The 21,204-nt window shown below is 36.5% G+C and carries 20 protein-coding genes, 1 tRNA gene and 1 riboswitch; of the genes, 16 read left to right on the top strand and 5 right to left on the bottom strand.

What is annotated here, in order from left to right:
- Positions 1-58: 58 nt before the first annotated feature.
- Positions 59-131: transfer RNA gene (locus LZ578_RS10220), tRNA-Arg, on the bottom strand.
- Between the two features lie 432 nt (positions 132-563).
- On the opposite strand from LZ578_RS10220, the gene LZ578_RS10215 reads away from it, so the two are divergent.
- From LZ578_RS10215 to LZ578_RS12740, 3 genes are all read left to right on the top strand, one after another.
- Complete coding sequence (locus tag LZ578_RS10215) at positions 564-1,772, top strand: glycine betaine/L-proline ABC transporter ATP-binding protein (protein ID WP_235145076.1); 1,209 nt, start codon at positions 564-566, stop codon at positions 1,770-1,772.
- On the top strand, positions 1,762-2,610 hold the full coding sequence (locus LZ578_RS12745) for an ABC transporter permease (protein ID WP_396326674.1): 849 nt from the start codon (positions 1,762-1,764) through the stop codon (positions 2,608-2,610). The genes LZ578_RS10215 and LZ578_RS12745 overlap by 11 nt, the downstream gene beginning before the upstream one ends.
- Before the next feature lie 112 nt (positions 2,611-2,722).
- Entirely contained in the window at positions 2,723-3,619 is an 897-nt protein-coding gene (locus LZ578_RS12740) for a glycine betaine ABC transporter substrate-binding protein (protein WP_396326673.1), read from the top strand.
- Between the two features lie 314 nt (positions 3,620-3,933).
- Here the strand turns inward: LZ578_RS12740 and LZ578_RS10205 are convergent, their stop codons facing one another.
- From LZ578_RS10205 to LZ578_RS10190, 4 genes are all read right to left on the bottom strand, one after another.
- On the bottom strand, positions 3,934-4,209 hold the full coding sequence (locus LZ578_RS10205) for a hypothetical protein (protein ID WP_235145075.1): 276 nt from the start codon (positions 4,207-4,209) through the stop codon (positions 3,934-3,936).
- Positions 4,210-4,940: 731 nt separating this feature from the next.
- Positions 4,941-6,185: an aminopeptidase gene (locus LZ578_RS10200; protein ID WP_235145074.1), complete on the bottom strand. Its 1,245-nt coding sequence runs from the start codon at positions 6,183-6,185 to the stop codon at positions 4,941-4,943.
- Positions 6,186-6,470: 285 nt separating this feature from the next.
- Positions 6,471-7,388, bottom strand: coding sequence for a hypothetical protein (locus LZ578_RS10195; RefSeq protein WP_235145073.1), 918 nt, complete (start codon positions 7,386-7,388; stop codon positions 6,471-6,473).
- A 25-nt stretch (positions 7,389-7,413) separates the two neighbouring features.
- A complete protein-coding gene (locus LZ578_RS10190; protein WP_235145072.1) occupies positions 7,414-7,875 on the bottom strand; it encodes a flavodoxin in 462 nt (153 codons plus the stop codon).
- Positions 7,876-8,016: 141 nt separating this feature from the next.
- On the opposite strand from LZ578_RS10190, the gene LZ578_RS10185 reads away from it, so the two are divergent.
- The 13 genes from LZ578_RS10185 (at position 8,017) to LZ578_RS10125 (ending at position 21,200) form a co-directional block, all read left to right on the top strand.
- The gene (locus tag LZ578_RS10185) at positions 8,017-9,000 is read left to right on the top strand and encodes a Gfo/Idh/MocA family protein (RefSeq protein WP_235145071.1); all 984 of its coding nucleotides are present in this window, start codon (positions 8,017-8,019) and stop codon (positions 8,998-9,000) included.
- 123 nt (positions 9,001-9,123) lie between these two features.
- Positions 9,124-10,221: an NAD/NADP-dependent octopine/nopaline dehydrogenase family protein gene (locus LZ578_RS10180; RefSeq protein ID WP_235145070.1), complete on the top strand. Its 1,098-nt coding sequence runs from the start codon at positions 9,124-9,126 to the stop codon at positions 10,219-10,221.
- Positions 10,221-12,128, top strand: coding sequence for a hypothetical protein (locus LZ578_RS10175; RefSeq protein ID WP_235145069.1), 1,908 nt, complete (start codon positions 10,221-10,223; stop codon positions 12,126-12,128). The genes LZ578_RS10180 and LZ578_RS10175 overlap by 1 nt, the downstream gene beginning before the upstream one ends.
- A gap of 199 nt (positions 12,129-12,327) precedes the next feature.
- On the top strand, positions 12,328-13,656 hold the full coding sequence (locus tag LZ578_RS10170; protein WP_235145068.1) for an immunoglobulin-like domain-containing protein: 1,329 nt from the start codon (positions 12,328-12,330) through the stop codon (positions 13,654-13,656).
- Between the two features lie 7 nt (positions 13,657-13,663).
- A complete protein-coding gene (locus tag LZ578_RS10165) occupies positions 13,664-15,061 on the top strand; it encodes an Ig-like domain-containing protein (protein ID WP_311198623.1) in 1,398 nt (465 codons plus the stop codon).
- Between the two features lie 131 nt (positions 15,062-15,192).
- A riboswitch (adenosylcobalamin (AdoCbl) riboswitch) is annotated at positions 15,193-15,347 on the top strand.
- Between the two features lie 177 nt (positions 15,348-15,524).
- Positions 15,525-15,935, top strand: a complete 411-nt coding sequence (locus LZ578_RS10160; RefSeq protein WP_235145066.1) for a DUF4430 domain-containing protein — start codon at positions 15,525-15,527, stop codon at positions 15,933-15,935.
- A gap of 166 nt (positions 15,936-16,101) precedes the next feature.
- A complete protein-coding gene (locus LZ578_RS10155; RefSeq protein ID WP_235145065.1) occupies positions 16,102-16,446 on the top strand; it encodes a BMC domain-containing protein in 345 nt (114 codons plus the stop codon).
- An 18-nt stretch (positions 16,447-16,464) separates the two neighbouring features.
- The gene (locus tag LZ578_RS10150) at positions 16,465-16,902 is read left to right on the top strand and encodes a EutP/PduV family microcompartment system protein (RefSeq protein ID WP_235145064.1); all 438 of its coding nucleotides are present in this window, start codon (positions 16,465-16,467) and stop codon (positions 16,900-16,902) included.
- On the top strand, positions 16,902-17,486 hold the full coding sequence (locus tag LZ578_RS10145; protein ID WP_235145063.1) for a cob(I)yrinic acid a,c-diamide adenosyltransferase: 585 nt from the start codon (positions 16,902-16,904) through the stop codon (positions 17,484-17,486). The genes LZ578_RS10150 and LZ578_RS10145 overlap by 1 nt, the downstream gene beginning before the upstream one ends.
- A 175-nt stretch (positions 17,487-17,661) precedes the next feature.
- Positions 17,662-18,795 (top strand): 1-propanol dehydrogenase PduQ, encoded by a 1,134-nt coding sequence (locus tag LZ578_RS10140; protein ID WP_235145062.1) that lies wholly within the window; start codon positions 17,662-17,664, stop codon positions 18,793-18,795.
- A 26-nt stretch (positions 18,796-18,821) separates the two neighbouring features.
- Positions 18,822-19,166 carry a BMC domain-containing protein gene (locus LZ578_RS10135; RefSeq protein WP_235145061.1) on the top strand — a complete coding sequence of 115 codons (345 nt, stop codon included), beginning with the start codon at positions 18,822-18,824 and terminating at the stop codon, positions 19,164-19,166.
- 17 nt (positions 19,167-19,183) lie between these two features.
- Positions 19,184-19,756 (top strand): ANTAR domain-containing response regulator, encoded by a 573-nt coding sequence (locus LZ578_RS10130; protein ID WP_235145060.1) that lies wholly within the window; start codon positions 19,184-19,186, stop codon positions 19,754-19,756.
- Positions 19,749-21,200: a sensor histidine kinase gene (locus LZ578_RS10125; protein WP_235145059.1), complete on the top strand. Its 1,452-nt coding sequence runs from the start codon at positions 19,749-19,751 to the stop codon at positions 21,198-21,200. Before LZ578_RS10130 ends, LZ578_RS10125 begins: the two co-directional genes overlap by 8 nt.
- The last annotated feature ends 4 nt before the right edge of the window (positions 21,201-21,204 follow it).

The raw sequence follows: 21,204 nt of genomic DNA, 5'->3' as shown, positions 1-21,204 counted from the left end.
AATTGAAAAAATCAGGTAGTCTATAGAAGAATGACTACCTGATTTTATTTATTTTATACGGTCCCGAGAAGAATCGAACTTCCGACACCTCGTTTAGGAAACGAGTGCTCTATCCGCTGAGCTACGGGACCAATAACGTTTCCTATTTTCTCACTTTTAAGCACCTTTGTCCAGTCGTTTTCAGAGTAACAAAAAAGAACCAGCGTATTGATTAGTTTATTCGATTAAGGCGTATTCACTCGTATACTGTAAGCTATATTACGTGACTTATCACTTACTTGAGTTAGAATAGCAGCACATATTAAGTATTACTATCCATTTTTTAATCAAATTATTAGAAAGCCTTCATAACAAACTATTGAAACGGTTACATTTAAAGAGTTTATTTGCAAGAAGGGCAAACCATTTTACAGTAACCTTTTGGTTTGTTACGATTGTAGATGCGCAAAAAAAATATTCAAAAAGTGATGTTTTGTAAATAAAGCTTTTTGTTACAAGTCGTAAGTGAAACCCTAATTAGCTGTAAACAGTAAGAACAATATTTTTAAGGAGGTAATGATTTCTTGACTACAAAAGTAGAAGTGCAAAATTTAGTTAAAATTTTCGGTAAGAAAGAACATCAAGCGCTTGAGTTAATTCATCAAGGAAAACAAAAAGATGAGATTTTAGAAAAGACCGGAGCAACAGTCGGTGTTAATCAAGTAAATTTTGAAGTCCAGGAAGGCGAAATTTTTGTCATCATGGGATTATCTGGAAGTGGTAAATCAACTTTGGTCCGTATGTTAAACAGATTGATTGAACCCACAGAAGGAAGCATATTAATTGATGGTGATGATATTTCCAAAATGGAGAAAAAAGAACTACGTAAGGTCCGTCGTGAAAAAATTTCGATGGTCTTCCAAAACTTTGGTCTTTTCCCTCACCGTACAATCTTAGAAAACACGGAGTATGGTTTGGAAGTTCAAGGGATTGATAAAGAGGAACGTCAGAAGAAAGCTGAAAAAGCTCTTGATAATGCAGGACTTCTTGCATATAAAGATCAACATCCTAACCAATTATCTGGTGGTATGCAACAGCGTGTTGGTTTAGCACGTGCCCTTGCTAATGATCCAGAAATACTATTAATGGATGAAGCATTCTCAGCGTTGGATCCATTAATACGTAGAGATATGCAAGATGAGTTACTTGAAATGCAAGAAAAAATGCGTAAAACAATTATATTCATCACTCATGACTTAAATGAATCTCTTAGAATTGGTGATCGTATCGCAATCATGAAAGACGGAGAAGTCGTTCAAGTTGGTACAGGAGAGGAAATCCTAACGAATCCGGCTAATGATTACGTAGAACGTTTCGTTGAAGATGTTGATCGTTCTAAAGTATTGACTGCCAAAAATATTATGGTGCGTCCACAAACGGTACGATTAGGACAGAGTGGACCTAGAGTTGCTTTAAACCGTATGAGAACAGAAAGCTTGTCTAGTCTATTAGTTGTTGGAGAAAATCAAAAACTATTAGGTTATGTTGTAGCGGATGATGCTGCTCGTTTAGTTAAAGAGAACGTGGCAACATTAGAATCAATTATTCGCACAGATATTCCTAAAGTATCAAAAGAAACCTTACTTCATGAATTGTATGATGTCATTCATGAAGCGCAAACACCTGTAGCAGTTGTCGACGAAAATGATAAACTATTAGGAATCGTTATTCGTGGATTAGTTATTGGTGCCCTTGCAAAAGAACGAGAGGAGGTAACAATTGATGGAGAATAGTATATTAGACTTTATTCCTCGCGTACCTGTTTCTGAATGGATAACAGATGTAATCGACTGGTTAACAGCTAATTTAGCGTTCCTATTTGATGCAATCCAAGATGGAGGAAAATGGTTTATGGAAACAGCAACTGATTTATTGCTGTTAATTCCACCTATTGTATTTATTCTTATAATGGTAGCCTTAGCTTTCATTGCAACGAATAAAAAAATCGGATTACCTATTTTTACAGCAATTGGTTTGGTCTATATTCAAAACCAAGGGCTATGGGAACCTCTCATGTATACATTCATGTTAGTACTAGTGGCAAGCTTACTTTCCATTCTTATTGGTGTACCCTCGGGTATTCTAATGGCTAAAAGTAAAGTTGCAAATGTGATTCTTACACCCATCTTAGACTTTATGCAGACCATGCCAGCTTTCGTTTATTTAATTCCGGCTGTAGCATTTTTTGGAATAGGTATGGTTCCTGGTGTTTTCTCAGCTGTAATATTTGCTTTACCACCGACCGTTCGTTTTACTAACCTAGGTATCCGTCAAGTTTCAGAGGAAATGGTAGAAGCTGCTGAATCATTTGGTAGTACAGGCTCACAACGCTTGTTTAAAGTAGAATTACCACTAGCAAAAGCTACGATTATGGCTGGTATAAACCAAACAGTCTTGTTAGCACTATCTATGGTAGTGATTGCTTCAATGATCGGTGCTCCTGGACTAGGTGAACGTGTAATCAACGCATTACAACGTGCCCAAGTTGGACCTGGTTTCGTAGCTGGACTTGCACTAGTAGTTCTAGCAATCATTTTAGATAGAATCATGCAAGGATTTAACAAAAAATAATCATTACAATCGAGTGAGGTATATAACTTACTCGTAAAACTCCCTTTATATACCTAAACTTATTAATAACTATCTTTATTAGTTTAAAGATGAAAAAAAGGAGAGATTTATTTTGACAATTAATTGGAAAAAAATCGGACTAACTGCAGTTTCTGCATCAGCATTACTTTTGGCTGCTTGTGGAACGGACTCAGATTCAGACACAGCTGCTTCAGGAGAAGCAAACGGGGTATCAGGTGAAATTAATCTAGCATATGTTGCTTGGGATACTGAAATTGCTTCTACAAACGTAATTGCAACGGTTCTTGAAGATTACGGATACGATACTGAAACAACTCAGCTAGATAACGCAATCATGTGGGAAGCTGTTGCAAGTGGAGATGCTGATGCAATGGTAGCTGCTTGGTTACCTGGAACTCACGCACCTCAATTTGAACAATATGGAGACAGAATGGTTCATGTAAGTACGAACCTTGAAGGAGCTAAAATCGGTTTAGTTGTTCCTGAATATATGGATGTTGATTCTATTGCTGATCTAAGTGATGAAGCTGAACAAACGATTACTGGTATCGAAGCTGGTGCTGGTGTTGTAGCTGCTTCGGAACAAGCACTTGAAGATTATGAGAATCTAGCAGACTGGAATGTTCAAACTTCTTCTTCTGGAGCTATGACAACACAGTTGAAACAAGCAATCAAAAATGAAGAAGAGATTGTTATAACAGGTTGGTCTCCACACTGGATGTTCCAATCATATGACCTTAAATATCTTGAAGATGCAGAAGGTTCATTCGGCGATGCTGAAACAATTGATACTTTTGCTCGTGAAGGATTAGAAGAAGATATGCCAGAAGCATACCAAATTCTAGAAAACTTCAATTGGACTACTGAAGACATGGAATCTGTTATGTTAGATATTCAAGAAGGTACTGAGCCTAAAGAGGCTGCTCGTACTTGGGTTGATGCAAATGAAGATAAAGTAGCAGAATGGACAAACGGAGTAGGCGAATAAGATTCTCCTACATCTGATGAACATTAAGTGTTACATGATGAATGCTTTCCAACAATACGTTGGAGAGCATTTTTTTTATAAAAATAACCATCGAGCATATACTCGATGGTTTTACTAGTTTTAAAATCAGTTAAAGAACTTCTTTTGTGAGCCTCTTCATGAAAAGGATGGCCATTAAAATAATCACAAATACAAAAGGGAAAGAACCCAAAGTAATTTAACTCTTACGCTTGTAGCTGAGTTTCCATCTATGTTAATCGACAAAGAGTTTTTGGTTTTACCATGTATATTTTATTATTTTTGCTCAAAAATAATTATTGCAAATTTTCAATTTGTTGTTCAAGTTGATCATTCTTCTTTTTTAAAGATTCTATATCCATACGCATTTCTTGAACTTGATCCTTCAACTGATCAAAATTATACGGATCAATGGTCTCAGTAGTCGGATTATCTAATTTTTGAAATAAGAATGTTAACCCAAAAATAATGAAAACAGCTAAAAAAATATAAAGCCAACTTCTACGCGGAGATTCTTTCTCAGGGTCTGGTCTCATACTTTCCAAAGCTTTTCTTGCGGTCTTTTTTTCCAAGAATAGTCATCCACCTTTCCTTTCATTTCTACTGTTCTTTTAACCATTATACATGATTCCGATTATAATTGAACGTCTAGTCCTCTCAAAAAATCATTGATAAGATAATCCAGTATTTCTTTATGTAGACTTGTGCATATATAATGAAAATATCTTTAAAAAAGAAATTACTTGTAAGAAATGCCATCCCTATAATCACACGAGCTCTTACTATAAATTAACGTCTGATTGAGCTATTCGGTTCTACAGCGCAATCAAGATAGCTACTCGGTTGCGGTACCTCAACTTTTTGTAGTCATTGCGCAATCAAGATAGCTACTCGGTTGCGGTACCTTGACTTTTAGCAGTCATTGCGCAATCAAGATAGCTACTCGGCTGCGGTACCTCGACTTTTAGCAGTCATTGCGCAATCAAGATAGCTACTTGGTTGCGGTACCTCAACTTTTTGTAGTCATTGCGCAATCAAGATAGCTACTCGGTTGCGGTACCTCAACTTTTTGTAGTCATTGCGCAATCAAGATAGCTACTCGGTTGCGGTACCTCGACTTCTTGTAGTCACAGCGCAATCAAGCAAACTACTCAGTTGCCGTACCTCAACTTTTTAGTTCCACTGATAGAAAAAATAATCACTATTTGAACCGATTAACCAGATACAATAACAATCAATCATCCTAAACACAAAAAAGCAGTGCATCCCAAGAGGGGAGCACTGCTTTTTCAAATATATTAGTTTAGAATGCCCATGTACCATTGCGGAAGATTGGCATAGTTGAACCATCTTTGCGGATTCCATCGATATTCATTTTTTCGTTACCAACCATGAAGTCAACGTGTACGTTGGATCTGTTTAAGCCAGCTTCAGCCAACTCTTCTTGAGACATTTCGGTACCACCTTGAACACTAAATGCGTAAGCAGAACCTAAAGCCAAGTGGTTGGACGCATTCTCGTCCCATAAAGTATTGAAGTATACCAAACCAGATTGAGAAATTGGAGATTCATGAGGTACCAAAGCAACTTCACCTAAGCTACGTGCTCCATCATTTTCTTCTACCAAGTGTTTCAAGACTTCTTCGCCTTGTTCAGCAGAAACATCAGTGACTTTACCGTCTTTGAAAGTAAAGGTCATGCCATCAATAATATTACCAGAGTAACTTAATGGTTTAGTTGATTTAACAACCCCCTCAATTCGACTACCGTCTGGCGCAGAGAATACTTCTTCTGTTGGCATATTTGCGATGAACTCTTCGCCTTGTGCATTCACTGCACCAGCGGAGTCCCAAATATGATTCTCAGGCATTCCTACAGTCAAGTCGGTTCCTTCTGGAGTTGTGTAGTGCAAAGCATCGAATTGTTCTTTATTCAATACATCAGCCTTAGACCTCAAGCGTGCTTCATGCTCGTCCCATGCTTTGATTGGATCATCTTCATATACTAAACAAGTTTTGAAAATTTCATTCCATAGAGCGTCTACTTGTTCTTCTTCTGTTTCCAAATCTGGGAATACTTTCGCAGCCCAAGTAGCACCTGCTGCAGAAGCAACAGTCCAAGAAACTTTATTAGCTTGTGTAGCAATTCTCTGTTCTTTCAAAGCCATACTGTTGGCTTTCATTACTGCGCCTAATTTTTTGCTGTCTACGCCATTTAATGCATCTGGATCAGAAGAGCGTACAGACATCCTGCTTGCTTTCTTTTCTAGCATATCCATAGATTCATCAATCTTATATTGAGGAATATCAGTTAAACGTTCTTCAGGAGTATGTAAATATTTTTCGCGGGTAACGATATCGTCTGCCCATTTTACAATTACTTCTGTAGCTCCTAAAGCATATGCTTCTTTTGTTAACAGACGTGCAAGTGGTACTTGTTCTACGTCAATATTCAAAAGAACCGTATGTCCTTTTTGAACGTTAATTCCTTTTGAAACCAATAGTTTTGCATATTTTTGTAGATTTTCTTCAAAGTTTTCTAATACCATAAATAAATCTCTCCTTCTCATTAAATTCTTATCTATCATACCATATGCCATTCTTATAAAACAGTATGTTGCATTCTTTTTTATATTCTATTATAAAGGTTTATTAGTTTTCTTCCCCATTATAAACAAACGAAAAAATCCCCCAGCACTGGGCTGAGGGACACAATTAAATCTTGGGGGATTTAATTATGCAACTACTTTATTAGAAGTAGTAATCTAATTATAACATGGAAAAGGATGAGACAATAGAAATACACTTTTAAAAATAGAGAATAAAAATGACTTCTAATGTAATCCTAAATAAATTTCTTCTAACTCACGTTTACGATGCATTAACAGTTCCATAATTTGAAAGACGGTATCTTCCAGCACTTTTAAATGTTGAATGTTTTTTTCGACAATATCTTTTGTAGACCATTCAGAAAAAATGGTAGTAAAAAATTCATCAATCGCTGGACGTGCGGAGGAGAGTACTAGATACTGTTCCTCATAAATAAAATTCAAATCTTGCAATTCTCGTTCTAACGTTTGAATTTTACGTTCCATTTCCAAAATCATTGCTTCTGCTGCATCCAATTGACTACGATTAACATATTTTAATAAAAAGTCGATTTCATTAATTAAATCCCAACGGATAATGGTTTCAGAAGTATCCAAGCTTGTTAAAATATCACTAATTGATTCTAATAACTGATAACAGGCATTTTCTGCTTCTACCGTTTGCATATATTCGTATTGGATTTTGGCACTTTCTTTTTCCTTTTCAGAAAGAACACTACCTAAATCAGGATTACGGCGTAACAAATCTTCTTTAATATTGCGTAAACGATATTTCTTTTCTTGTATTTCACTTTCTAATTCCATCAACCGTCGTTGAGAGGAAATTTTTAAGGCATATATTTTGTCGAATTCCAGTTTAGCTCCAATAATTTCTTCGGATTCTTTGTTGACAATTCGATCAAATGTACCAATTAATTTCAATAAAGCGGTCGAGAAGGTTTCCTTTTGTAATCGTTCCAAATCGAGGGTTTTATTTTCCAGACGTTGAATGGCCAAGTCTAATTGTTCTTGCTGAAGTTTATAAATTTCTTCGGCATAATAAAATTTTCGTGACAAAGAACCTAGTTGCAATAACAAAACCTCATATTCCATTCCTAAATCCATCGGCATATCCCCTTGCTGTGTAAGCATCATTGGTTTCATGTCGGCCATCCCCCTCAATCGATTGCTATGAATTAGTCATGGATGCATGTGTATCAACCATACTATTTACAAATTTTTTCAAGTTTTCTATATCTTCTTCTTCCGCATTTAAATCAACTTTTACACCAGTAGCCCCTTTAGTTGCACCCGTTTTTGCAAACTGAACTTCAAAATCATCTACAGCTGTACAAAATTGTTCATAAAATGTATCGCCAGATCCTACGACTCCAAAAACCTTTCCAGTAAGATCAACTTCTTCTAACTCATCAAAAAAGTCCATGATTTCATCAGGTAAATCACCATCCACACCATACGTGTAACTTCCGACAATACAATAGTCATACCCTTCAAAGTCAATCGGATCAGATTGAACGCAATCGACTACGTCCACATCTACCCCTTTTTCTTCTAATAATTCTGCTGTAATATCAGCAATTTCTTCTGTATTTCCGGTCAGACTCGCAAAGACAATCAATGCTTGTGCCATATTCATCCTTCTTTCTGTCTGTCTCAAAACTCTATAAATAAAGTATATCAAACATTCCCTTCTTTTACAGTACGAAATGAGTGGACTAGCAAAAGGAATGATATAATGAAGGAGCAAAGAATGTGAAAGAGGGGGATGAATTTGAAAGAAGTAGTTTGGGGAATGATTGGAACGGGAGATGTGACCGAAAAGAAAAGTGGTCCCGGTTTGTACAAGGCAAAAGGATCTCGTTTGAAGGCAGTCTACAATCGAACCCAAGAACGAGCTGAAAGTTGGACCGAGCGTCATGGACATGGTGTTGTGTATGACACTGTTGAGAAGATAATGAATGATCCAGAAATTACGGCAGTGTACATCGCAACTCCTCCGGCCAGTCATTTTGACTATGCGATGCAAGTGATTGCAGCTGGGAAAATTCCCTTTATCGAAAAACCGATGGCTAGTACCTATGAAGAATGCCGTCAAATAATCGATGCGGCAAACGAGAAAAATCTACCTGTTTATGTAAGTTTCTATCGACGAGCCCTTGATAAATTCCAAAAAATACATACTTTACTAGAGGATGGAGCAATCGGCAAACCGATTCTAGTTGAAATTCGCCAATTCCAACCTCCTCAAAAAGAAGAGTTGCAAAAAGAAAACATTCCGTGGCGTTTAACACCAGAAGCTGGTGGTGGGAAAGCTTTGGATCTACAAGTACATGTCCTAGATTATTTAGCATCTTATTTTGGTGATATTCAAGAGATGAAAGGAATTGTTGATAATCGTGGAGAATTATACCTTGTAGAAGATACAATTTCTGCGAGTTTTCAATTTGAAAATGGCGTAATTGGTTCGGCAACGTGGAGTTATGTAGCAGACGTTTTCTTGGATGAAGTGACGATTATCGGAACGAATGGGCGACTTGTTTTTGCAGGGATGAATGTTGAATCCGTAACGTTAATCAAGAGAGGGCAAGAAGAGACGTACGATTTTGATTCTCCAAAACATATTACAATGCCGTTGATTCAAACCATTGTAGATGAAATACGAGGAATAGGGAAAAGTCCAGCCGATGCTGAAAGTGCAGCCAACGGAATTAAAATGTTTGATCAACTACTGAAAGAATATCGCCAACGGTATTAGAATTTCTTTCGAGATACGAGCTCCTAGCAGAAAGGGGCTCGTATATGTTAAAATAAAGTTGTAAACGTTATCAAACCTATTGTTTTAAACAAATGCTATCATAAAAGAATGGAAGGTGACGAGATGAACATAACAATTATTGGAGCTGGTAATTCCGGTTTGGCAATGGCAGCTCATCTTACTTTGTCAGGAAACACAGTAACGTTATGGAATCGCACACGTAAAAATATTGAAGGACTCTTAGAAAACCCGATTATTCATTGTCGAGGAGCCGTAGAAGGAGATGCCACCATTCATTTGGTCACCTCCAATCTTGCAAAAGCACTAAAAAATCCTGATATAGTATTCGTAACCACTCCCGCTTTTTCTCACAAACAATTAGCTACTCAGATCGCGCTCGTATTAAAAAAAACTACTACCATTATCTTAAGTCCCGGACGAACCTTTGGAGCACTTGAATTCAAACATGAATTTAAACGAGTGAACGCAGGTGTCCATCCTCTCATTGCTGAAACCCAAACCATTTTATATACGTGCCGAAAAATCACTTGTAATGAAGTTGAAATGTATGCCTTAAAAAATGATGTACTTCTTTCAACCGTTACTGGAGAAGAAAATCAGTTAGTAATTAATCAATTACCAGCCTGTTTACGCGATAAGTTTATTCCAGCAGAGTCTATGATTGAGACATCTATTGGAAATGTAGGCATGGTTCTGCATTGTGCTCCCCTTTTATTAAATACAGGTTGGGTAGAAAGTGAAGCACACTCCTTTTACTATTACAGAGAAGGGATTAGTCCGACTATTGCCCATTTTATTGAAAAAATGGATGCTGAAAGACAGTTGGTAGCAATGGTATTAGGCAATCCAGTTGAATCTGCCAAGGATTGGATGAAACGTACCTATAAATTAACCGGTGAAAATTTGTATGAAGTAATCCAGAATAATGATGCGTATGAAACGATTTTGGGTCCAAAAAGTTTGCTACACCGATATATTACAGAAGATATCCCAACAGGGTTGGTTCCTTTGGAAGCTGTAGGAAAAGAACTAGGACTGGAAATGACCCATGTCAGTTTAATTATTGATCTGGCTTCCGCGCTATTAGAAATTGATTTTCGCAAAGAAGGGCGTAACTTGCATAATCTTATTGATAAACAACTACTCAATCCTCGTGCGATGCTTCAATTTACAATGAATCCATTGAAGGAGGACGCCTAATGGCTATCAAAGAAAAGGAACTATTTGCTTTGTTGAAACCATCTTTAGATGCTCATACACTGGGGGTGAATGCCGCCGCAGAGTTGCTACGCGATTGTGGCTATGAGGTGTTGACCGGAGATACTCGACTATCACAAATCATGAATGATATTCGTTATCCTTCTAATCAAGAAAAATTAATAAAATGGTTAAAAGAAAACAAAGTTACCTACGTCGGATTGAGTTATCGGTTGGATGAAGATGAAGCCGTCCATCTAGTGGGATATGTAATGTATGCCTTAAAAAGCCATCATATGCTCGCGATACAAGGGGGTCCAATCAATGGAGTTTCATTTGGTGGACTTCCTAAATCGTGTCAGATGATTCAAGAAGAGCATGATCGTTTCGTTTTAACCTTTCAAGGGAGTGAAACACCACAAGAAACGCTGGAAAAATATGGTGTACCACCAGAACGGATTCCGAAAGAAATGAAAGAAGGCAGCAAATACGATGAAGCCTTACTTCAATTTGGAAAAAAATTAGTCAAAAAGAAAGCCTACCTAGACTTTCAACCAGTTCAGCGAGCCTCGTATCCAGAATTTGGAACGATGGATGATTCCGTTTTGAAACGAGTGCAAGCGACGATGACGGAAAGTTTTCCACCACTTATGCGAGCCCACGTGGGTCCCTATTCTTCTATGGTTAGCCGAGAGGAAAATGTAAAAGAATTTCTAAGTTGGTGTACACATTTAGCGGATACGAAATATCTAGATATTCTTTCCATTGGAAGTTCCCAGTTGTCTCAATCAAATTTTGGAGAAGAGTGGGAAGGACGTTCAAATGGGGGAGGAGTACCGGTAAATAGTCCAGAAGAATTTCGACAAATTGCTGAAGCAGCGAGTCCGATGCTGGTGCGAACGTATTCTGGCACACAAAATATTACTCCAATGGCAATGATCTACGAGAGCCATTTAAATATTGCTTGGCATGCTTTGTCTTTATGGTGGTTTAATAAAATGGATGGCCGTGGACCGCTAGATGTTTATGCAAACCTAAAAGCACATATTGAAACCATTCAATACATTGCTTCAACAGGAAAACCATTTGAACCGAATACGCCCCATCATTTTGCTTTTCGTGGTTCCGACGATACAACTTATGTATTATCTGCGGTGCTTGCTGCTACGTTGGCTAAAAAAAATGGGATACACACTTTTATTTTACAAGTGATGTTAAACACACCTCGATATACGTGGGGAGTTCAGGATTTAGCCAAAGCACGAGCGGCCCTTCAATTGGTCAAACAGTTAGAAGATGAAAATTTTAGAGGGTTGCTTCAACCACGAGCCGGTCTCGATTATTTTTCACCTGATTTGGAGCAGGCAAGGATTCAATTAGCAGCTGTTTCTGCCTTGGTTGATGACATTGAGCCACACAATGAGCAGAGTCCACCGCTTCTTCATGTAGTAAGTTATTCTGAAGCATCTCATTTGGCCAATCCACCGATCATCAATGAAAGCGTACAAATTACGCAGTATGCTATTCAAGAATATCGAAAACTACGTAGAGCAGGCTTGATAGAAGATATGAGCCAAAATGAAGATGTTCTAGAACGGACAAAAAAACTAGTAAAAGATGTTCAAATTCTATTGCAAGCAATTGAAACGCATATTTCAGATCCTTATTCGGCAGAAGGTTTTTATACGATTTTTGCTTCTGGATTTTTACCAACCCCTTACATCTGGGCCGAACGAGATGAATTTGAATATGCCATGTATTGGAAAACAAAACCCATTCATGGTGGAGTAAAAGTAATCGATCAAGAAGGTAAAACAGCCTCAGCTGAAAGGATTGCAGATTATGCCATTTCGAATATTCCTGAAATTGCTTATCGATTACAACAACGACGAGAGGGATTGTTGATATAGAGTATAATAAACCACTTCTTATTTTTTAGGAGGTGGTTTATTATTGTATTTTCTACTTCTGACTCACTTATAAAATTCGAGTTCAGTAGCTTCTTCCCAAAATATAATTAAATTAAATCTAGAATAGTCTATTAAATAAGATAAAAGTAGTATAAAATAAAGAAGCAATATACTTATTATTTGAATAGGAGATCATTGAATGAAAAAAATGAAAAGCATTTTAGCACTTTCTTTATTTTTAAACTATTTTACTCCTCTCGTAGTGTGGGCATCAGAAGTTGATGATGTACCATCAGAAGAGGTTAGCTTAACGAATGAAAATAAAGTAGAAGTTAAAGTTAAAGAAAAACTTTTAAAATCACTAGCAAATCAAGATTTAATAATTTCATCAAATATATTTCTAGTGGGTGAAGAAGTAATATTTGAGTGGAAGCTTCCTGAAGATATAGAAGCACTTTCTATCAATATGATACTTGAAAATGGAATGATAGAAACCGAGGTACCGTTAATTCCTGAGAAAGGAGTTCATCTGTTTGAAGGCTCTTTTTTATTAGAAGAAGGCTCTAATTATTCTGGAGATTGGCAAATTTCTGAAATTATAATTGCATTAAATGAAGAAGAATCTGTACGAGTTTCTGTAAGTGATGAAAGCAATCCTTTCAGCAATCTAGATTTTAAAGTAATTCAACCTAAATCAATCAGTACTTTTAGTAGTGAGCAGACAACAGACACACCTTTTTCTATAACGGATTTTGGTGTAGTCTTTCACAAAAGTGCTTCCCTTACCGATCAAACCATTGATGGTGATATTTACATAGGGGCAGAAGCTGTACTTACTTTATCCAATGTTACGGTTTTAGGGGATATTTATGTATTGGGTGCTTTGTATGCAAATGAAGTAACGAGTAAAGGAACACTATTTAATCATTCCATTTATTTTGAAGACCATCCCCAACTTGTTAATGGAATAGCGATTGTTCTGGGAAACAATCATTTTGGAAATATTACCTCTACAAATGAAGTCATAACAAATATTCCGATTGAATTTGGAGAAGAACCTGTAAAATCGGTAGATGGTATCCTTACTATGACAGGACATACTTTGGCTATCGCAGATATGTTTGTGAACGGTCATCCAGTTGAGGTTCTCCCTGACGGAAGTTTTATTGTGAATGATATTGAAATTCAAAAGGCAACTACTTTCGATGTAACCTGGGCAACTGTTTTTGGTCACACAATTAAGAAGTCTTTTGAAGTGGACCCTCACATTATGTCTCCATCTGGTGTCATTCATCATGCTCCCGAATTAATGGGAGTAAAGGATCTAACGTTTTCTATTGGAGAGGAAATTGATTTATTTGAAAATGTAACGGCTACGGATCTAGAAGATGGCGACCTTACAGAAAAAGTTGAAGTAGATGACAGTGGCCTTGACTATACCAAGCGAGGAACGTACTTTATTACCTACCGGATTATTGACTCTGATGGTGCCACAGTAGAAAAACAAGCAACGATTACGGTAAAATAATCCCGAAATTCTGACTTTTGAAATTAGTAACAAAATTAAAACGATGAATAAAGGGAAAACCTATCAATTAAAAACTTCCGTAACGGCTCAAGACAATCCGGATTATACGATTGAGTGGGACAGTAGCGATGAGAAAGTAATTACAGTTGATCAAAAAGGAAACATGGTGGCGCATGCTCCAGGAGAGGCAATCATTACTGCTAATATAGGAACTTTAAGTTCCAAAATAGAAGTAACCGTGAAAGCACCTCTTCAAGAAATTATTTTAAATAAAAATGACTTTTCAATTCTTCAAGGTAAAAAAGAAAAACTGGTTGTTACTTATGATCCAGTTGATACAACCGATAACAAAAATGTAATATGGAGCAGTGATGCTCCTAAAGTGGTCTCTGTTGATAAAAATGGAAATATCCAAGCTCTTTCAGAGGGAACCGCTGTAATTACAGCAAAGGTAGGTATGAAGACTGTATCTACTAAAGTAACAACACTTGTACCGAGTGTTACATATTCCACTCATGTCCAATTAATTGGTTGGCAAGAAGAAGTTGAGAATGGGGAAATGGCTGGTACTACTGGTCAATCCAAACGTTTGGAAGGCATTAAAGTGTCTTTAGAAAACCTACCCTATAGCGGTGGAATTGAATATCAAACCCATGTTCAATCATATGGTTGGATGTCGAAAGTAAATGACGGCACAATGAGTGGAACAGAAGGGCAAGCAAAACGTTTAGAGGCAATCCGTTTGAATTTGACTGGTGAAGTTGCCAAACAGTATGACCTTTATTACCGTGTCCATGCACAAAGTTTTGGTTGGCTAGACTGGGCAAAAAATGGTGAATCCGCAGGAACAGAAGGTTTAGCTAAAAGACTAGAAGGAATTGAAATTATTTTAGTCAAAAAAGGTGAAAAAGCTCCTGAAAATACCAAACGAAGTTATGTAAAGAGTAAACCAATTGTTAATTATTCTACTCACGTACAAAAACAAGGATGGCAAAAAGTAGTTTCTAACGGTGTCATGAGTGGAACGTCTGGAAAAGCTCTTCGTTTAGAAGGAATCTTGATGAATATTTATGATCCATCTTTGACTGGTGGAATTGAGTACAGAACGCATGTAGAAAAAGTCGGCTGGCAAGATTGGAAAGCTGACTGGAAAATGAGTGGAACACAAGGAAAAGCATTACGGCTAGAAGGGATTGAAATAAAACTAACCGAAGAAATGGCACAACACTATGATGTTTACTATCGTGTCCATGCACAAAGTTATGGATGGTTGGGTTGGGCTAAAAATGGCGAATCCGCAGGAACTGAAGGACTTGCAAAGCGTCTCGAAGGTATTGAGGTCCGACTCGTTTTAAAGAGTTTAAATGCGCCAGGATCGACTTCGAACTCATTTATAAAGAAATAAAATATAAAAAGACAGAGTACATTACCAAGAATGTACTCTGTCTTTTTTATGATAAATATATCTCTATTTAAAATAAAAAAGAAGAAGCTTGCAAAAGAAGAAGGATTGGACTATTATAGGAATTGATAGAAGTACCATTCTAAGACAACTAAGATATGGAAGTTTGGTTCAATCCCAAGACGGTCCCGCCACTGTAATCATATGGCAACATATGGAGTCAGATCTTTATCTTAGCTTGCTAATCATGCATGCGCATCCTGTTTCGAGGTAAAACAGTGTCGTAGTAGTCTATGTAATGGAGCATAGACTTTTTTTATACCCAAAACAGCTTCATTTTTAGCAAAATGAGGAATTCTATCAAGTATAATTGGAACTGTTTTTCAATGATGAATAACAATGGGCAATGACGCCTATTCAGTTCTAATATTTTAATTAATTAAAAAGGATAAGGATGTTGTAAATTATGAAAAAACTATGGATACTATTCGCCGCAGGATTTATTTTAACAGGTTGTGCTGATGCAGGAAATAATGCTGCAAATTCAGCAGAAACTCAGTCGAACATAGAAATAAGTTCATCGATAAAGAATGAAAACGCAATTTCTGTAACGATTAGTGTAATGGAAGATGGAAAGTTAATAGAGGACGGTACAAAGAGTCTAGAATTAGAAGAAGGAACCACTTTATTAGAAGCAATGAAAGCTAATTTTGATATTGAAGAAGACAATGATTTTATAACTTCAATCAATGGGCAGGAACAAGATAATGAAGCTAACAAATATTGGCTATTTGATATCAATGGGGAAGAGTCCATGGTTGGTGCTGCTGATGTAGAGCTTCAAGAAGACGATTTCGTAGAGTTTAATTTAGAATAAACCAACTAATATTTTCCAAAGAAAAAAGACCGGAAAACGGTCTTTTTTGTTGTTTAAAAAACGCCTAGACTCATGTTTTTTTATTCCTGTCTTGACTTTCTTTTTTTTTAGAAATACTATAAATATGTGTGTTGCGCTTTCATCTTGAAAATGAGGGGCGGAAAAAATGACAATTAAAGATAGAAAAATATTTGAATCTGTTCCCGGTAAACAAGTAACTTTGGCTCATATTATTGCAAGTCCTGATAAACGGATTTTTGATAAACTGGGATTACAAGATGAGTATTATCAGGCAATCGGAATCATGACGATCACTCCGAGTGAAGTTTCCATTATTGCCGTGGATATTGCCAAAAAAGCTGCGGCAATAAAGATTGGTTTCGTAGATCGATTTAGTGGTTCAGTTTTTATTTTAGGCGACGTTGCCTCAGTAGAAATGGCCATGCAAGAGTCAATCGATTATTTAGAAAAATTAATGGGGTTTAGTATTACAAAAATAACTCGCACCTAAAGTAAAGAGGGTGACTAAATGAAAAAAATCATGTTCATTGGCTCAATTGGATGCGGTAAAACAACACTTTGCCAAAAAATAGTTGGAAAAGAACTTCATTATAATAAAACACAAGCAGTAGAATTTTATCCGCAAATGATCGATACTCCTGGAGAATTTATTCAACATCGACGTTTTTATAATGCCTTACAAATGATGGCAGTAGAAGCAGAAATTATTGGTTTGGTCTCTAACTGCGTGGAAGAAGAACAAGTCTTTTCACCGGGTTTTGCTCAAAACTTTATGAAGCCTAGTATCGGAATTATTACTCAAATTGATTTATGTGATGATAAACAAATAAAAGAAGCAGAACAACGTCTAGAACTAGCTGGAGTAAATAAAATATTTAAAGTCTCAGCTGTAGAAGATATCGGAATGGACGTACTAATAAAATATTTAAATGAGGAGGCAATCTGATGCAAATATATACAAGAACCGGTGACAAAGGCTACACCAGTGTTGTCGGCGGAATGAAACTGGCTAAAGATGCAGAACGAGTTATCGCATACGGAACAGTAGACGAATTGAATAGTGTCGTAGGAATGGCTGCAAGTGTGGATGGAATTTCTTCTGATTTAAAGGAAGAACTGATGACCATCCAACAATATCTATTTGATTGTGGAAATGATCTAGCAACTCCCCATGGGAAAAATCCGTATCGTGTAGATGAAGAGCTGACGTTGTGGCTAGAAAGTAGAATTGACGAGTATGCAGCAATTCCGCCTACCGTTGAATCATTTATTTTGCCAGGAGGAACGCAATTAGCTAGCGTGCTTCATTTTGCTCGAACGGTTGCCAGAAGAGCAGAACGGGAAATTGTTAGTTTCCAATGGACCAATGATATGAATGGAGAAGTTTTAAAATTTATCAATCGTCTCTCCGATTATTTCTTTGCTATTGCTAGAGTTGCAAATGCAGAAGAGAATGTGAAAGACGTGCTATATGAAAGAAGTGGACGAGTTTTCCATACGGAAATCACAAAAGCAGATCTAAAAGATTAAACATGCAAGCGTTTTTCAAAAAAGTATTGACAAGTGTCCATTGTAATAGTACATTTAGAAGTAGTTAGAGCACAAGGGCGTGCTAATCAAATACGAGCGACGAAGCCGTAAGTAAAGAAGTATCAGTATAGATACTCTATTACTTGCGGCTTTTTTTGTAGGAAGGAGGCTGAAAATGGATAAAATTAGATTTGGAACTACTTTATACACAGGTGAAAATAGTCTAAAACGTCTTGAAGAATTTGAAAATGAAAGAGTATTGATTGTAACCGATCAGTTTATTGCTCAGTCAGAAATTCTGGAGACTGTAATGAATCATTTTTCATCAAGTGTGGAAACAATGGTGTTTTCAGAAGTTGTTCCTGATCCACCAATCGACACGATTGTTTCAGGATTAGAAAAAACAAAACAATACCATCCAACCATGATTCTAGCTTTAGGTGGAGGGTCGGCTATTGATGCTGCAAAAGCAATTCTTTATTTTGGATTACAAAGTGAAATTTTTGAAAAAATACCTTTCATCGTGATCCCTACCACAAGTGGAACGGGTTCTGAAGTAACAAATTTTTCTATTATTACTGATGCTGAAAAAATGGTGAAATATCCTTTAATTAGTGATGACATTTTACCAACAGAAGCTATTTTGGATGTTTCCATCGTTATGGGACTTCCACCTGTACAAACAGCCGATACAGGAATTGATGTATTAACACATGCTCTTGAAGCATATGTCTCTACAGAAGCAAATGAAATGTCCAATATGCTAGCTGAAAAAGCAATTGTCTACGTTTTTGATTATCTAGAAAGAGCTTACCGCGATGGACAAGATAAGGAAGCACGAGAAAAAATGCATATCGCTTCTTGCATGGCAGGAATGGCTTTCAATTTAGTATCTTTAGGAATTAGTCACGGAATTGCTCATGCTGCTGGCGCACGTTTCCATATTGCTCACGGACGCTTGAATGGTATTTTATTACCTCATGTAATACGGTATAATAGTGGTATGATAGGAAATAATTCTAATACATTCAATGAGACGGCCAAAAGGTATACGAAGATAGCGAAACTGTTAGGATTAAGTGCGGGAAGTCCACGGATGGGGATTCGTAGTCTAACGAATGCAATCACATCCTTAGAAAAACGTATGAATATGCCAACAAGCTTTTCAGCTTGGGGAATTGACCGCGCAACCTTTGAAGAACACAAGCTTAAAATTTCCGAAGATGCGCTTAAAGATCGTTGTACGATTACAAATCCTATTGAACCAACGGTAGAAGATACACTATCTATTTTAGAAAATGCATTTTGATGATGTAAGCAAAGGAGGAGTACTCGGTGGTAGAAACAGAACGAATTATACAAGAATATGTGCCGGGGAAACAGATAACGGTTGCACACGTAATCGCAAAACCTGATTCTGATATTTATGTCAAGTTAGGTGTGGTAAATACGAAAGAAGATGCAATCGGAATTATGACGATTACTCCTAGTGAAGCATCTATCATCGCAGTAGATATTGCTACAAAAGCAGCCGATATTGAAATAGGATTTGTTGATAGGTTTTCGGGTTCAGTAATCATAACCGGAGATGTTTCGTCCGTCATTGTCGCATTGGAAGATGTATTAGAAACGATGGAAGATATCTTAGGCTTCAATCGCGTAAAAATGACAATTAGTTAATACAATGGGGTGTTACAATGAATGGAAGAATCGTTATAGTCGATGATGAACCAATTACAAGACTTGATATACGAGATATGCTCGAAACTTCAGGATATGAAGTAGTTGGGGAAGCATCAGATGGATTTGAAGCCATCCGAATCTGTCAAGAAAAAAGACCAGATTTAGTTATTATGGATATTAAAATGCCGATGCTAGATGGTTTAACTGCTTCTAAAAAGATAATTGCAGAAGGAACAACCTCGGGAATTATCTTGCTAACCGCGTATAGTGATAAACAATATGTTGCAAAAGCAAAAGCCTTTGGAGCGCTAGGTTACTTAGTTAAACCACTCTATGAGCAATCTTTATTGCCGATGGTAGAATTATCTCTGGCAAAAGGAAAAGAAGTCCAAAATCTCTCTAAAGAGTTAGAAAAATTAACTCAAAAATTAGAAGAACGAAAAGTGATTGAAAAGGCAAAAGGGAAGTTAATGCAAATAGAAAATATCACTGAAGAAGAAGCTTACAAGAAAATCCGCAATATTAGTATGGAGAAGCGCGTACCAATGATTGAGGTAGCTGAATTAATGGTGATGTTGGATGAGTAACATTCATTATGATGAAGATATTCAAAAAATTTGCGAAAAATATACCCAGCTCAGTCAAACAGAAATTAAATATTTAGAAAAGCAAGCTCAAATTATATTAACAAACCGTACCTTCGATGAATTTGATGTTTTTATTGATGTACGAAATGTGTTTACGGGTGAAGCAATTGTAGTATGCCATCGAAAACCTTTCAATACTTCTTCTATTTATGAAAAACGAGTAGTAGGAAGAACGGCTTATCGGAAAGATGAACCAGGACCATTACGTACTTTAGAAACTTCGCAAAATTCAATTGGCCTATATGCTCGTACCCAAGAAGGGCTATTGATTAAACAAACAACGTACCCAATTCAATATAAAGACAAGACCATTGCTGTTTTGATTGTTGAAAAAGATCTTAGTAATGATATTAAGGCAAATTTTGCGGTATCTAATCGAGATCGTTCCTATGAAGAAGTGAGTGCAGTGATTGAAGAAATGGAAATCATTGATCAATCTATTACTAATTATATTGATGATGCAATTCTTATTTTCGATAAAGATGGTTTTTTACAACATCATAATAAGGCAGCAAATGTATACTATCAAAATTTTGGGTATTTAAATGCGATCAATGGAATGCATTACGATAATTTAGCCCTTGATTTAATAACGTTTGAGCATATCCGTGAATTAGGAACACTCGGAAAAACAGAAGATTTCAAGTCAAAAGAGATAAAATTTGATGCTTATTATTTTAAAATTAAAACTATTTATCTTCCATCTAGAGGGATTGTTATTCAAATCATGAAAGATATTAGTGATAAAAAAGCAAAAGAGTCTCGTATTATTTCAGAATTAGTAACCATTCAAGAAATTCATCATCGCGTAAAAAACAATTTGCAAACCGTTGTTTCACTCTTACGTCTGCAAGCGAGAAGAGCAGAAAGTCCAGAAGCTAAAAAAGTACTAAATGAAAGCGTAAATCGAGTCCTTTCGATTGCAGCAACACACGAACTGTTATCAAAACAAAAGGAAGACGATGTACAGCTGAAAATGGTATTGGATGCAATCATACATAACTTGACTCGTTTTTATGCGGAATCTCCTAATGGAATACCGGTTCAATTAACTAGTGAAATTGATTCTTCAATCATCTTAGAGAGTAATAAAGCAGTAACTCTAGGATTAGTAACAAATGAATTGATCCAGAATTGTTTTGATCATGCTTTTGAAGATACAATAGAAGAGAATGCTCATGTAAAAGTAGAAATCACTCAAGAAAACGAATTAATCCAAATTATTATCGAAGATAATGGTTCTGGATTTGATTTTGAAGAACGTTCACAACATAATTTAGGGTTACAAATTGTGACTAGTTTTGTTGAAGGTAAACTAAATGGAATTATTAGTACAGACTCAAGTTCGCAAGGGACAAGGTTCAGAATCGCTTTTAAAAATTAAATAA

This window comes from Jeotgalibaca sp. MA1X17-3 (genome assembly GCF_021513155.1).
Taxonomy (GTDB): Bacteria; Bacillota; Bacilli; order Lactobacillales; family Aerococcaceae; genus Jeotgalibaca.
This window is presented reverse-complemented; position numbering and strand designations above follow the sequence as displayed.